This window comes from Caldimonas brevitalea, assembly GCF_001017435.1.
Taxonomy (GTDB): Bacteria; Pseudomonadota; Gammaproteobacteria; order Burkholderiales; family Burkholderiaceae_C; genus Caldimonas; species Caldimonas brevitalea.
In genome coordinates, this window is record NZ_CP011371.1 from 306,312 (window position 1) to 319,500 (window position 13,189).

The 13,189-nt window shown below is 69.6% G+C and carries 12 protein-coding genes; 6 read left to right on the plus strand and 6 right to left on the minus strand.

Translation table 11 applies throughout. From position 1 onward, the window contains the following. Positions 1-251 precede the first annotated feature (251 nt). The 3 genes from AAW51_RS01350 (at position 252) to AAW51_RS01360 (ending at position 4,981) form a co-directional block, all read left to right on the plus strand. Positions 252-2,345 carry a two-component system sensor histidine kinase NtrB gene (locus AAW51_RS01350; protein WP_047193191.1) on the plus strand — a complete coding sequence of 698 codons (2,094 nt, stop codon included), beginning with the start codon at positions 252-254 and terminating at the stop codon, positions 2,343-2,345. A gap of 44 nt (positions 2,346-2,389) precedes the next feature. Next, positions 2,390-3,043 carry a response regulator transcription factor gene (locus AAW51_RS01355; RefSeq protein WP_047193192.1) on the plus strand — a complete coding sequence of 218 codons (654 nt, stop codon included), beginning with the start codon at positions 2,390-2,392 and terminating at the stop codon, positions 3,041-3,043. Positions 3,044-3,175: 132 nt separating this feature from the next. Beyond that, positions 3,176-4,981 (plus strand): methyl-accepting chemotaxis protein, encoded by a 1,806-nt coding sequence (locus AAW51_RS01360; RefSeq protein WP_047193193.1) that lies wholly within the window; start codon positions 3,176-3,178, stop codon positions 4,979-4,981. A 21-nt stretch (positions 4,982-5,002) separates the two neighbouring features. Here the strand turns inward: AAW51_RS01360 and AAW51_RS01365 are convergent, their stop codons facing one another. Further along, positions 5,003-5,515: a 3'-5' exonuclease gene (locus AAW51_RS01365; protein ID WP_047193194.1), complete on the minus strand. Its 513-nt coding sequence runs from the start codon at positions 5,513-5,515 to the stop codon at positions 5,003-5,005. A 76-nt stretch (positions 5,516-5,591) separates the two neighbouring features. Here AAW51_RS01365 and thiL point away from each other — a divergent pair, with 76 nt between their 5' ends. Genes thiL through AAW51_RS01380 form a run of 3 tightly spaced genes read left to right on the plus strand, consistent with a single transcriptional unit; the run spans position 5,592 to position 7,671 of the window. Continuing rightward, positions 5,592-6,548, plus strand: a complete 957-nt coding sequence (gene thiL / locus AAW51_RS01370) for a thiamine-phosphate kinase (protein ID WP_047197253.1) — start codon at positions 5,592-5,594, stop codon at positions 6,546-6,548. Positions 6,549-6,551: 3 nt separating this feature from the next. Next, on the plus strand, positions 6,552-7,115 hold the full coding sequence (locus AAW51_RS01375; RefSeq protein WP_047193195.1) for a phosphatidylglycerophosphatase A family protein: 564 nt from the start codon (positions 6,552-6,554) through the stop codon (positions 7,113-7,115). Positions 7,116-7,146: 31 nt separating this feature from the next. Further along, entirely contained in the window at positions 7,147-7,671 is a 525-nt protein-coding gene (locus AAW51_RS01380) for a CinA family protein (protein ID WP_083437985.1), read from the plus strand. A 28-nt stretch (positions 7,672-7,699) separates the two neighbouring features. On the opposite strand, the gene holA is transcribed toward AAW51_RS01380, so the two are convergent. The 5 genes from holA to AAW51_RS01405 all read right to left on the minus strand — a co-directional run bounded on the left by holA (position 7,700) and on the right by AAW51_RS01405 (position 13,167). Then, entirely contained in the window at positions 7,700-8,791 is a 1,092-nt protein-coding gene (holA, locus tag AAW51_RS01385; protein ID WP_047193196.1) for a DNA polymerase III subunit delta, read from the minus strand. 16 nt (positions 8,792-8,807) lie between these two features. After that, positions 8,808-9,308: an LPS-assembly lipoprotein LptE gene (locus AAW51_RS01390; RefSeq protein WP_053013233.1), complete on the minus strand. Its 501-nt coding sequence runs from the start codon at positions 9,306-9,308 to the stop codon at positions 8,808-8,810. 3 nt (positions 9,309-9,311) lie between these two features. Then, the gene (leuS, locus tag AAW51_RS01395) at positions 9,312-11,984 is read right to left on the minus strand and encodes a leucine--tRNA ligase (protein ID WP_047193197.1); all 2,673 of its coding nucleotides are present in this window, start codon (positions 11,982-11,984) and stop codon (positions 9,312-9,314) included. A gap of 95 nt (positions 11,985-12,079) precedes the next feature. Continuing rightward, complete coding sequence (locus AAW51_RS01400) at positions 12,080-12,508, minus strand: ExbD/TolR family protein (RefSeq protein ID WP_047197256.1); 429 nt, start codon at positions 12,506-12,508, stop codon at positions 12,080-12,082. Further along, positions 12,508-13,167 (minus strand): MotA/TolQ/ExbB proton channel family protein, encoded by a 660-nt coding sequence (locus AAW51_RS01405; protein ID WP_047193198.1) that lies wholly within the window; start codon positions 13,165-13,167, stop codon positions 12,508-12,510. Before AAW51_RS01405 ends, AAW51_RS01400 begins: the two co-directional genes overlap by 1 nt. Positions 13,168-13,189: the final 22 nt, after the last annotated feature.

Genomic DNA, 13,189 nt, shown 5'->3' on the forward strand with positions numbered 1-13,189 from the left:
TGTGCGCGACGGCGCGGGGTGAGCGATGACAGCCGATCGACAGCGAACGGTGTCCGGTACGCGGGCGCACGGGCCAACGATTGTAGGAGCGCCGCAGCCGCGTGCCGCAGGTCATGCGCGAACGGCATGCTGCCCGAGTGTGGCAAAGCGCGACACGGCCAACATGCGCAATAGTGCGTATCGAAAGCATCTTCCTGCTTCGGGATCATCGGGGCCTGCTGCTCCGCCGTCGTGGCGGGGGGGACAATGCCATGATGCCTGCCGAACCCGCCCTGCCTCGCACCTCGCAGCGTTTGCGCCGGGTGCTGCCGTGGGTGCTGCTGGTGGGTTTGCTGGCGGTGGCGCAGACGGCGCTGGTGCGGCTCACGCTCGACTACGAGTCGGCCCGCGAGCAGGAGCTGGTCGAACAGACCGCCACCGTCGCCGCGTCCGACATCAAGCAAAGCCTGGGGCGCGACCTGCAGAGCCTGCAGGCGCTGCTGTGGAACGAACCGCCGCGAGAGCAGTGGCTGCGCGACGCCGCCGAACTGCTGCGCGCGCGACGCGAGATGGTCCGCATCGAGCGCCGCGACCTCGAGATGGCGATCGAGAGTGACGTCGACACGCCCTATCGCCCCCCCTTGTTCACGCAGCTGCGGCGCGAGGCGATCGACATCGACGCCGAGGTCGCCTGCGCCACGGCCACACGTTTGTCGGGGCCGGCGTATTCGCGCAGCTACTTCCTGCCCCTGCCCGGCGGGCTGGGCGTCGAGTTGCTCGACGTCTGCCTGCCCGTGCTGGAGCGCGGGCGGCTGGCGGGCTACATGGTCGCGTCCTACGCCCTACAGGGCCTGCTGACGGAGGCCGTCAACCAGGAGATCGGGCAGCGGCACGAGCTGGCCTTCGTCGAAGGCGACGGCACCCGGCTGGCGCGCGCCGGCAGCATCGCGCGCGGCCGCGGCGTGTTCGTCTCGCAACGGCTGATCGACCTGCCCGGCATGGCGTTGCAGCTGCGCCTGGACAGCGGGGCCGGCGAGCCCGACCTGATCCCCAACCTGGCCACTGCGCTGGTGCTGGGCCTGTCGCTGGCGCTCAGCGCGGTGGTGCTGCTGCTGGTGCGCGACGTGCGCAAGCGCGCGGCGGCGGAGCACGGGCTGGCCGAGGCGCTCGCATTTCGCAAGGCGATGGAAGACTCGCTGGTCACGGGTTTGCGCGCACGCGACCTCGAAGGCCGCATCACCTACGTCAACCCGGCGTTTTGCGAGATGGTCGGCTTTGCCGCCGCCGAGCTGATCGGCAAGATGACGGTGCACAACCCGCCGCCCTATTGGCCGCCCGAGCTGGTCGACGAATACAGCCGACGCCAGCAGGTGCGCCTGGCCGGCAGCCTGCCGCCGCGCGAGGGCTACGAGACGGTGTTCATGCGGCGCAACGGCGAGCGCTTCCCGGTGATGGTGTACGAGGCGCCGCTGGTGGACGGCCAGGGCCGCCACACCGGCTGGATGAGCGCGGTGCTAGACCTCAGCGCCCAGCGCCGGGCCGAGGAGCTGTCGCGCCAGCAGCACGAGAAGCTGCAGGCGACCGCCCGACTGGCCACCGTCGGCGAGATGGCGTCCTTGCTGAGCCACGAGCTGAACCAGCCGCTGGCGGCCATCTCCAGCTATGCCACCGGCTCGATCAACCTGATGCACGCCGGCGAGGTCGACGCGGCCACCCAGCGGGCCATCCGTGGCGCCATCGAACGTATCGCCGAGCAGGCGGAGCGGGCCGGCCGGGTGATCAAGAGCGTGCACGACTTCGTGCGGCGCCGCGAGCATTTGCGCGAGGCAATCCGGGTCGACCAGCTGATCGACGCGGTGATGCCGCTGGTCAAGCTGCAGGCGCGCAAGAGCGCGACCCGCATCGAAATCGACCTCCCGATGCCACCGCTGCCGATGCCGCGGGTGGTCTGCGACCGCACCATGGTCGAGCAGGTGCTGCTCAACCTCACCCGCAACGGCATCCAGGCGATGGAGGCGGTGGCGCCGGAACACCGCGTGCTGCGGCTGCAGGTGCGCCAGACGCAAACGCGGTGGGTCGAGTTCGCGGTGGTCGACCAGGGGCCTGGCATCGCCGACGAGGTGGCCGAACGGCTGTTCACGCCGTTCTTCACGACCAAAAGCGAGGGCATGGGCCTGGGGCTCAGCCTGTGCCGCACGGTGGTCGAGCAACACGGCGGGCTGCTGGTGTTCAGCAACCGCACGCCCGAGCATGGCGGCGGCACTGAATTTCGGTTTACGCTTGCGTCAGAGCCGGGCAGTGCCGCCAGCCGGCGCGCCGTGCCGGGGCCGCCGGCACGCCAGGCACAGGATGCCGACCTGCATTGATGCGGCGCCGGCCCCCTCAGCCCCCTCTCCAGCACCCCTCCACGATGTCCCAGCCCATTCCCACCGTCTACCTTGTCGATGATGAAGACGTGCTGCGCGACGCCCTCGCCTGGCTGCTGCGTTCGCGCCGATTGTTGTCCGAGGGATACGCCTCGGCGGAGGCGTTCGAGGCCATGCTCGAGCAGCGCAGCCTGCACGGCACCTATTTGCCGCGCGACCCCTGCTGTTTGCTGCTGGACGTGCGCATGCCCGGCATGAGCGGGCTGGCCTTGTTCGACCGGCTGATCGAGCGCGGGCTGATCGAGGTGATGCCGGTGATCTTCCTGACCGGGCATGCCGACGTGCCCACCGCGGTGGCCGCCGTCAAGCGAGGCGCCTTCGATTTCGTCGAGAAACCGTTTTCCGACAACGCGCTGGTCGACCGCGTCGAACAGGCGCTCGCCCGCAGCGCCGAGGTGCTGGCGCGCTGCCAGGTGGCGCAGGCCGTGCAGCGCAAGCTGGGCGAGCTGACCGAGCGGGAACGCGACGTGATGCGGCTGGTGATCGAAGGGCGTCCGAACAAGCTGATCGCCGACGACCTCGACATCAGCGTGCGCACCGTCGAGGTGCACCGGGCGCGGGTGTTCGAGAAGATGGACGTGAAATCCGCGGTCGAACTCGCCAACCTGCTGCGCGGCGCGGGCCTGGCCGACCGCTGAGCGTCACACCGCTTCAGCAGCCGGCATTTCGCCAAGGATTGCACATCGCTCGGGGCTTGCCCGGGCTCAAGGTTGAGCTTCGACGGCCGAAGCTAAGGGCACTCGCCCTACCGCAACGTCCCGCGAAACCCCATGCTCACCTCCTTGCGTGCCCGCATCCTCGCCATCGCCGTCGCCATCGTGGTGCTGGCGCTGGCCCTGAACGGGGCCACCACCTACGTGCTGACCCACTCTCACAACGAAGAATCCAAGGCCCAGCTGCTGCACTCCACGTCGCAAGGGCAGGTGCTGGCCATTCGCGAGTGGGTGGCGCTGAAGTCGAAAGCTTTGGTGGCGACCGCCCCTGCGCTGTCGGCCGCAGATCCGATGCCGTTTCTGATGCAGCTGCAGCAATCGGCCGGTTTCGACGTCGCCTACGTCGGGTTTGCCGACAAACGGGCGGTGTTCACCGACGGCAGCGGCCTGCCTGCCGACTACGACCCGACCGCCCGGCCCTGGTATCAGCAGGCCGTCAAGGCCGGCAAGGTGGTGGTCACCGAGCCGTATCTCGACGCCGGCACCGGCAAGCTGGTGGTGACCTTCGCCGCGCCGGTGATGGCCGGGCAGCAGGTGCAGGCCGTCATCGCGGGCGATGTCGCGCTCGACAGTGTGATCGCCAACGTCACGGCCGTGCATCCGACGCCGGCCAGCTATGCCTTTTTGCTCAACTCGGCCGGGCAGCTCATCGCCCATCCGGACGCGAAGCGCACGCTGGGCCAGGTCAGCGAGATCGCGCCGGCGTTGACGCCCGAAACCTTGCAGGCACTGGCCGAGGCCCGGCAGCCGCTGCACACCGTGGTGCAGGGGGTGCACAAGCTGCTCTACGCCGAACCGGTGGCCGGCACCGACTGGCGCCTGGTGGTGGCGCTCGACGAGCACGAGGCGAACGCCGGGCTGCGCAGCGTGATGGCCATCACCGCGTTTGCCCTGGTGAGCGTCGGTTGCGGGGCCGCGGCGGTGATGTGGATCGTCACCGGCAGCGCCTTCGCGCGGCTGCGGCAGGTGCGCAACGCGATGCGGGACATCGGCTCGGGCAGCGGCGACCTGACCAAGCGCCTGCCAGCCGACGGCCGCGACGAGGTGGCGCAGATCGCCGCGTCGTTCAACGTGTTCGCCGACAAGATGAATGAGGTGCTGCTGCGCATCCGGGCCAGCAGCGAGTCGGTGCGCCTGGCCAGCGGCGAGATCGCCTCCGGCAACCAGGACCTGTCGTCGCGCACCGAGCAGGCCGCCGCGAGCCTGCAGCAAACCGCGTCGTCGGTGCAGCAGCTGAATTCGGCGGTGCACGGCTCGGCGCAGGCCGCCCGGCAGGCCAACGAGCTGGCGGTGTCGGCTGCGGGCGTGGCGTCCGAGGGCGGCACGCTGGTGTCGCAGGTGGTGGCGACGATGGAGGACATCAAGCAGTCGTCCAGCCGCATTGCCGACATCATCGGCGTGATCGACGGCATCGCGTTCCAGACCAACATCCTGGCGCTCAATGCCGCGGTCGAAGCCGCCCGCGCAGGCGAGCAGGGGCGCGGCTTCGCGGTGGTGGCCAGTGAGGTGCGCAGCCTGGCGCAGCGCGCCGCCCAGGCGGCCAAGGAGATCAAGACGCTGATCGTCACCTCGGTCGAGCGGGTCGAATCGGGCGCCGGCCTGGTCGGCAACGCCGGCACCACGATGACGCAGATCGTCGACAGCGTGCACCGGGTGGCCCAGATCATCGGCGAGATCTCGGCGGCCAGCCAGGAGCAAAGCGGTGGCATCGGCCAGGTCGACACGGCGGTGGCCCGCCTCGACCACATGACGCAGCAGAACGCCGCGCTGGTCGAGCAGTCGAGCGCGGCGGCCGCCAGCCTGCGCGAGCAGGCGAACCAGCTGGCCGAGGTGGTCGGCATGTTCCGGCTGACCACGACCTGAGCCGCGTCCGCGGCCGGCTGATCAGATCGTCGGCGTCCGCTGCAGCTCCTGGATCGTCAGCTGCAGCAAACGTGCGTCGGCGCTGGCGCGGTGGCGCTGCATCGCGGTGCGCCGGGCGACTTCGGCCTTGACGCTGGGCCAGCGGCTCACCGCCTCCTCGCTCAGCAGCGAGCGGATGTTCTCCAGCCTGAAGCGGGGCTGCCGCCCCACCGCGTCGTACAGCACGTGCAGCCAGGTGTAGTCGTGTCCCCAGCCGTCGCTGTAAACGCGACTGTTCGCCAGGTGCTGGTCGAGCATCTCGGTCACCACCTCGGGGCTGCGCCCATAGCGTTCGACGGTGGCGCGGCTGATGCCGTGCACGGCTTCGGCGCTGGCATCCCAGCGTGTCCAGTGGGGCAGCGGCCGGATCAGCGAGCAGAACGCCCGCCCGTCCGGCAGCACGAAGCCGACCTCGATCGGATAGCTGCCGGCGCCAAAGCCGCTGGCCTCGAAGTCGAGCACGGCGGGCAGTGACGGGGGCTTGGGCTCGGGCATACGCACTTTCCAGCAAGTTCTCTACCAAGCCCCTGGCGGGCCGCGGCCGGCGGTCGGCGACAATGCCCGCATGAGCCTGGGCGAATTCGAACTCATCGAGCGATATTTCTCGCGGCCGGTGTCGCGCGCCGCACTCGGGGTCGGCGACGATTGTGCGCTGCTGGCGCCGCGCCCGGGCATGCAACTGGCCGTCTCCAGCGACCTGCTGGTGGAAGGCCGGCACTTTCTGTCGACCGTCGCACCCGATCGCCTCGGCCACAAGGCGCTGGCGGTGAACCTGTCCGACCTGGCCGCCTGCGGCGCCGAGCCCCTGGCCTTCACGCTCAGCCTGTCGCTGCCGCGCGCCGATCCCGAATGGCTGGAAGGTTTTGCCGCCGGACTGTTCGCGCTGGCCGACGCCCACGGCTGCGAACTGGTCGGCGGCGACACGACGCGCGGCCCACTGGTCCTCAACCTGACGGTCTTCGGCGAGGTGCCGGCCGGCCAGGCCTTGCTGCGCAGCGGCGCCCGCGCCGGCGACGACCTCTATGTGAGCGGCACCCTCGGTGATGCCCGCTTGGCGCTCGAAGTGTTCCGCGGCACCCTGACCGTGCCGAGCGGCGATTTCGAGCGGGTGCGCACCGCGATGGAGCGGCCGACGCCACGGGTGGCGCTGGGCCAGGCGCTGCGCGGCATCGCGACGGGCGCGGTGGACTTGTCCGACGGCCTGGTCGGCGACCTCGGTCACGTGCTGCGCCGCTCGGGTGTCGGCGCCACGCTGTGGGCAGACGCCTTGCCGCGCAGCGCCGCGCTGCGCGCCTTGCCGCTGCGCTGGCAGCACCTGTGCACGCTGGCCGGCGGCGACGACTACGAATTGCTGTTCTCGGCGCCCGCCGCCCAGCGCGCCGCGGTACAGGACGCCGCCGCCCGCTGCGGTGTCGGCGTGACCCGCATCGGCCAGATCGACGCTGAGCCGGGCCTGCGCTGTGTCGATGCCGAGGGCCAGGCGCTGGATTTGCAGGTCCGGGCTTTCGATCACTTCCACAGCAGCTGAACCATGACCTTGTTACGCCCATCGTCGTTCGGGCCCGAGGTGGGCGGCGCTTCCGCCGCCCCCACGGTGCGTTTTCTCTGGTCGCATCCGGCCCACGCGATCGCGCTGGGCTTCGGCAGCGGGCTCAGCCCGGTGGCCCCGGGCACGGTCGGCACGCTGTGGGCCTGGCTCAGCTTCGTGGTGCTCGACCTGTGGCTGAGCGAGGCGCAATGGGCGGTGGTGCTGCCGGTCGCCCTGCTCGTCGGGTGGTGGGCGTGCAAGGTGACGGCGCAGCATTTGCGGGCCGCCGACCCCGGCCACATCGTCTGGGACGAGGTGGTGGCTTTCTGGCTGGTGCTGTGGCTGGTGACGCCGGGCGCCGCCAGCACCGAGGTCCGCACGGTCTGGGTCCAGCTGGCCGCCTTTTTGTGCTTCCGCTTTTTCGACGCCGCCAAGCCCGGCCCGGTGCGCTGGGCCGACCGCCGTTTCAAGGGCGAGGGCTGGAGCGGCAGCTTCGGCATTTTGTTCGACGATCTGGTCGCGGCCTTCTGCACCCTGCTCGTGTTTGCCCTGTGGCGGGCTTTGTGAGCTGGCGGGCCTCGACACGGGAGAGACCTTGATGATGGGCCCTTCGGCATCTGATGCGGCGGCGGCGTCCGTCGACACCGACACGCTCGCGACCCAACTCGGCCTGGTCCTGGCCGCCCGCGGCCTGCGGCTGGTCACGGCCGAGTCGTGCACCGGCGGCCTGATCGCCGGCGCCTGCACGTCGGTGGCCGGCTCCAGCGACTGGTTCGAGCGGGGCTACGTCACCTATTCCAACGAGGCCAAGACCGAGCTGCTGGGCGTGCCGGCCGAGATGATTGCGCGCCACGGCGCGGTCAGCCGCGAGGTGGCGATGGGCATGGCGATGGGCGCCTTGCAGCATGCGCGCGCGCAGGTGGCGGTGTCGGTGACCGGCATCGCCGGCCCGGGCGGTGGCAGCGAGGCCAAGCCGGTCGGCACGGTGTGGTTCGGCTTCGGCCGCGGGGATGCGCCGGTTAGCGCCGAATGTGTGCGTTTCAAGGGCGATCGGCGTGAGGTGCGCAGCGGTGCGGTGCGCCACGCCTTGGCGCGTTTGTTGGCCATCGTCAGCAGCGACTGAGCGCGGGCGGATCGGCCCGGCCCGGCGGTCAGGCGCGCAGGGCCAGCCAGCGCCCTTCGGCCTCGCGCGGGCTTTGTGGGGTGCCGACCGCTTCGACCGTCATCAACGCCAAGCGGCGCAAGGCGGCCCAGGGGTCGGACGGCCACTGCGGATGGCGCAGGCCTTTGACGAGGCCGTCGCAGATCTGGGCGGCATCGAGCAAAGCGTCGACACTCGTGTCCGACAGACGCGGCAGCACCCGCTCGAACAGCTTCTCCTTGACGCCCCAGATGCGCTGTTCGCGCAGCGCCATCGGCAGCGGACGCCCGGCGAGCATCGCGTCTTTCACGCGCTTGAGCGCCCGAATGTCTTCGGCCAGGGTCCAGTGCACCAGCACCGCAGCCTCGCCCTCGGCTTCCAGGCCGTCGAGCATGCGCAACACACGGCTCACCTGGCCGGCCAGCACCGCCTCTGACAACTTGAACACGTCGTAGCGTGCGACGTTCAGCACCGCCACCTCGACCTGTTCGAAGCTCAGCTCGCCCGCCGGGTAGAGCAGGCCCAGCTTCTGGATCTCCTGGTGGGCGGCGAGCAGGTTGCCTTCCACCCGGTCTGCGAAGAAGGCCAGCGTGCGCTGCCCCGCTTCGCCGCCCTGCACGCGCTGCCCTTGCGCCGCCAGGCGCTGGGCGATCCAGGCCGGCAGCTGCTTGCGCTCGATCGGGTCGATGCGCACGGTGACGCCGGCGCCGTCGAGCGCGGCGAACCAGCCGCTCGACTGGGTGGCCTTGTCCAGGCGCGGCAGCATCACGATGGTGACCAGGTCCTCGCCCAGATGTTGGCAGTAGCGCTGCAGCGCGTCGGATCCCTCTTTGCCGGGCTTGCCGCCCGGGATGCGGATCTCGATCAGACGCTTGTCGGCGAACAGACTCAGGGCCTGCGCTGCCCCCAGCAACTCGCCCCAATCGAAATGAGCGCCCACCACGTGGTGGACGGTGCGCTCATGGTGCCCGGCGGTGCGCGCGGCCGCACGGATGGCATCGCAGGCTTCCTGCACCAGCAGCGGCTCGTCGCCGTAAAGCGTGTAGAGCGGGCGCAGCTCACGTTGAAGGTGGGCGGCGAGCTGATCCAGGCGCAACTGCATCACAACACCTTCCGGGTCACAACTTCGCTGCCGCCAGCCGCCGCATCAGCTGCTGGGTGATGTCCTGGCGCATTTCGCGCAGCACTTCGGCCTCTTCGCTCTCTTTGGCCAGCGCCGCGCTCTCGTTGTAGCTCAGCACCAGGTTCGGCTGGATCAGCGTCTCGGGGATCAGCTCGCGCCCGTCCGGGGTCCGCAGCCTGAAGCGCAGTCGTGCACGCACGGCGATCTCGCGCACCTGGCCGGTCGAGGTCTTGCCCGTCACGTAGCGATCGCTGCTGTCTTCGAATACCTCGAGTACCACCTCGGCATCCTTGGACGCCTCCACCACACGCATGTCGGGCGCGGCGACCAGTTGGCGGCGCACTTCGATGCCGAGTTCGGAGCGCGGCGAGAAGCCGAGCTGGATGCTGCGGAAGGCGAAGCTCGGTGCGCCGCGCAGCTGGAAGCCGCAGGCCGACAGCAACAGCGGGGCCGCCACGGCACTCAGCCACAGGCGGCGCGACAGTCGGGCCGCCACGCGTCAGACCACCACGTTGACGAGACGGCCCGGCACGATCACGACCTTCTTGACCGGCTTGCCCTCGGCGAACTTGACGAAATCGGGCGACGCGAGGGCCGCCGCCTCGATGGCCGCCTTGTCGGCCGACGCCGGCACCGTGACGGCGCCACGCAGCTTGCCGTTGACCTGCAGCATCAACTCGATCTCGTCTTGCACCAGCGCGGCCTCGTCCACATGCGGCCAGGGGGCGTCGAGCAAATCGCCGTACTGCGCCGTGTAGCCGAGTTGCTGCCACAGGGCATGCGTCAGGTGCGGGCAGGCCGGGTAGAGCACGCGCAACAAGATGCCCACGGCCTCGTGCACCGCCCAGCTGGCGTAATGCCGGTCGGGATGCTGCTGCGCGTCGAAACCTTCCAGCGTGTTCAGCAGCTTCATGCAGGCCGACACGACGGTGTTGTACTGCATGCGCTCGTAGTCGTAGCTGGCCTGCTGCAGCAGCTTGTGCACCTCGCGGCGCAGCTTCTTGACGTCGGCCGGCGCAGCGGCATAGATCAGCTCGGCGGCCAGGCCTTCCGGCAGCACCTCGCCGATCTGCTCGCGGTGGGTCTGCGCGTAGTTCCAGACGCGGCGCAGGAAGCGGTGCGCGCCTTCGACGCCGGCGTCGTTCCACTCCAGCGTCTGCTCCGGCGGCGAAGCGAACATCACGAACAATCGGGCGGTGTCCGCGCCGTAGGTGTCGATGAGGTCCTGCGGGTCGACGCCGTTGTTCTTGGACTTGCTCATGGTGCCGACGCCGCCGTAGTCGATGGGCGAGCCGTCCTGCTTGAGCTTGGCGCCGACGATCTTGCCGTGTTCGTCGTACTGGTTCTCGACTTCCTGCGGCCAGAAATATTCGACGCCACCCTTGTCGGTGCGGCGCGAATAGATGTGGTTCAAGACCATGCCCTGCGTCAGCAACTTGGTGAACGGCTCGTCGACCGTGACCAGGCCGAGGTCGCGCATGACCTTGGTCCAGAAGCGCGCGTACAGCAGGTGCAGGATGGCGTGTTCGATGCCGCCGATGTACTGGTCGACCGGCATCCAGTACTGCGCGCCGCCGGCCACCATCTGCTGCTCGTTGGTCGGGTCGCAATAGCGCATGAAGTACCACGACGAATCGACGAAGGTGTCCATCGTGTCGGTTTCACGCTGCGCCGGCTTGCCGCACTTGGGGCAGGCCACGTTGAGGAAGTCGGCGCGCTTGTTGAGCGGGTTGCCGCTGCCGTCGGGCACGCAGTCCAGCGGCAGCACCACCGGCAGGTCCTGCTCGGGTACCGGCACCGGGCCGCATTCGTGGCAGTGGATGATGGGGATGGGCGTGCCCCAGTAGCGCTGGCGGCTGATGCCCCAGTCGCGCAAACGCCAGGTGGTCTTCTTCTCGCCCAGGCCAAGTGCCGCGAGGGCGGCGGCGATCGCGTCGACCGCTTCCTTGTAGCGCAGGCCGTCATAGCGGCCGGAGTTGATCGTGATGCCGCGCTGCTTGTCGGCGTACCACTCGGCCCAGGCGTCGGTCGAGTAGTTTTCGCCTTCGACCGCCACCACCTGGCGTATCGGCAGGCCGTATTTCTTCGCGAAGGCGAAGTCGCGCTCGTCGTGCGCGGGCACGCCCATCACCGCGCCGTCACCGTAGCTCATCAGCACGTAGTTGCCGACCCACACCTCAACCTGGTCCCCGGTCAGCGGATGGGTGACGAACAGGCCGGTCGGCTGGCCTTCCTTTTCCTTCAGCGCCAGCTCGGCTTCGGTGGTGCCGCCCTTCTTGCAGTCTTCGATGAAGGCGGCCAGCGCCGCGTTGCCGGCCGCGGCGTGCTGGGCCAGCGGGTGCTCGGGCGCGACCGCGCAGAAGGTCACGCCCATGATGGTGTCGGCACGGGTCGTGAAGACGTAGAGCTTGCCGTCCTGGATCAGCTGGCCGCCGGCGTCACGGATGTCGTGCCGGAAGGCGAAGCGCACGCCTTCGCTCTTGCCGATCCAGTTCTCCTGCATCAGCCGCACGCGCTCGGGCCAGCCCGGCAGGTGGTGCTGCACCTGGTCGAGCAACTCGTCCGCGTAGTCGGTGATCTTGAGGTAGTAGCCGGGGATCTCGCGCTTTTCGACCGGTGCCCCGGTGCGCCAGCCGCGGCCGTCGATCACCTGCTCGTTGGCCAGCACGGTCTGGTCGACCGGGTCCCAGTTGACCACCTGGGTCTTGCGGTAGGCGATGCCCTTCTCGAGCATCTTCAGGAACAGCCACTGGTTCCACTTGTAGTAGCTCGGGTCGCAGGTGGCGACCTCGCGCGACCAGTCGATCGCCAAGCCCATCGCCTGCATCTGCTTCTTCATGTAGGCGATGTTGTCGTAGGTCCATTGCGCCGGCGGCACGCGGTTCTTCAGCGCGGCGTTCTCGGCCGGCAGGCCGAAGGCGTCCCACCCCATCGGCATCAGCACGTTGTAGCCGTTCATCCGCAAATGGCGCGCCAACATGTCGTTGATGGTGTAGTTGCGCACGTGGCCCATGTGCAGCTTGCCCGAGGGATAGGGCAGCATCGAGCAGGCGTAGAACTTCTTCTTGCTGCGGTCCTCGACGACACGGTAGGCGTCGCGCGCGCGCCAATCGGCTTGTGCGGCCGGCTCGACCTCGCGGGGGTTGTAGGCGTTGGGATGTTCGGTGTTCATCGGGTGGTGGCCCCGGCGGGGCCGGTCCTGCTCGGATCGAAAAAGTGGTCGTCGATTATAGGAAGCGAGGCGGCCGAGGTCGCCCTCGGCCCTGCTCAGCGGCTGGCGGCCGGCTCGGGCTCGGCGACGAAGGCGATGCGCACCAGCCCGGCTTTTTGCAGCGTGCCGATCAGCTCGACCACCTGCCCGTAGGGCACGCGGCGGTCGGCCTGCAGCTGCACCTCGGTGGCGGGGTCGCGCCGGGCGGCTTCGGCGGCGCGGCTGGCCAGCGCTTCGGGCGCCAGCGGCGCGCCGTCGAGATAGAGCTTGCCGGCCGCGTCCAGCGCGACGGCGAGCGAACGCGGGGCGTCGCCTGGCGCGGCGGCGTCGCTCTTGGGCAGTTCGAGCTTGAGGCTGCCGGTCATCAACGGTGCGGCGATCATGAAGATCACCAGCAACACCAGCATCACGTCGATCAGCGGTGTCATGTTGATGTCGCTGATCGGCGCCGGGCCGCTGCTGCGCTCGAGGCGGCCGAAGGCCATCAGCCGGCCTCCCCCGCGCCGGGGCACATCATTTCGCGCAGGTCGTGGGCAAAACCTTCCAGCTCGGCTTCGCAGGCGCCCACCAGCTTGCCGAACACGTTGTAGGCCAGCACGGCGGGGATCGCCACCGCCAGCCCTGCGGCGGTCATCACCAGCGCCTCGCCGACCGGGCCCGACACCTTGTCGATCGCGATCTGGCCTTCGCCGGCGATGCCGATCAGCGCGTGGTAGATGCCCCAGACCGTGCCGAACAGGCCGATGAAGGGCGCGGTGCTGCCGATCGAGGCCAGCAACACCTGGCCGAACTGCAGCTGGTGGAGCACTGCGTGCAAGGCGTCGCGCAGACGCCGGGTCAGCTGCGAATCGAGCCGGCCGCCGGCTTCGAGCGTGCCGGGCGGGGGCGCGTGCAGCGCGGCGGCCAGCAGCGGGCGCAGCACCGCTTCGCGGTCGAGGGCGGCCAGGCGGCGCTCGGCCTCGCCGACGTCGGGCGAGGCCCAGAACGCCGGCACGCCGCGGGCGATGTCGCGGCGCACCCGGCGCAGCAGCCAGGTTTTCCAGAAGATCAACACCCAGCCGGCGATCGACATCGCCAGCAGCAGCAGCGCGACGCCGCGGGCCACCGCGTCGCCGGTCAGCCAGAAGTTGTCGAAGGAGTCCATCGTCCGGCGGCGTGTCGACGCG

Bases quoted from the DNA above. Each gene is read 5' to 3' on its own strand.
- AAW51_RS01350 (WP_047193191.1), top strand. From the start codon at position 252: ATGATGCCTGCCGAACCCGCCCTGCCTCGCACCTCGCAGCGTTTGCGC.
- AAW51_RS01355 (WP_047193192.1), top strand. From the start codon at position 2,390: ATGTCCCAGCCCATTCCCACCGTCTACCTTGTCGATGATGAAGACGTG.
- AAW51_RS01375 (WP_047193195.1), top strand. From the start codon at position 6,552: ATGACCTTGTTACGCCCATCGTCGTTCGGGCCCGAGGTGGGCGGCGCT.
- AAW51_RS01365 (WP_047193194.1), bottom strand. From the start codon at position 5,515: ATGCCCGAGCCCAAGCCCCCGTCACTGCCCGCCGTGCTCGACTTCGAG.
- holA (WP_047193196.1), bottom strand. From the start codon at position 8,791: ATGCAGTTGCGCCTGGATCAGCTCGCCGCCCACCTTCAACGTGAGCTG.
- AAW51_RS01380 (WP_083437985.1), top strand. From the start codon at position 7,147: ATGATGGGCCCTTCGGCATCTGATGCGGCGGCGGCGTCCGTCGACACC.
- AAW51_RS01360 (WP_047193193.1), top strand. From the start codon at position 3,176: ATGCTCACCTCCTTGCGTGCCCGCATCCTCGCCATCGCCGTCGCCATC.
- AAW51_RS01400 (WP_047197256.1), bottom strand. From the start codon at position 12,508: ATGGCCTTCGGCCGCCTCGAGCGCAGCAGCGGCCCGGCGCCGATCAGC.
- leuS (WP_047193197.1), bottom strand. From the start codon at position 11,984: ATGAACACCGAACATCCCAACGCCTACAACCCCCGCGAGGTCGAGCCG.
- AAW51_RS01405 (WP_047193198.1), bottom strand. From the start codon at position 13,167: ATGGACTCCTTCGACAACTTCTGGCTGACCGGCGACGCGGTGGCCCGC.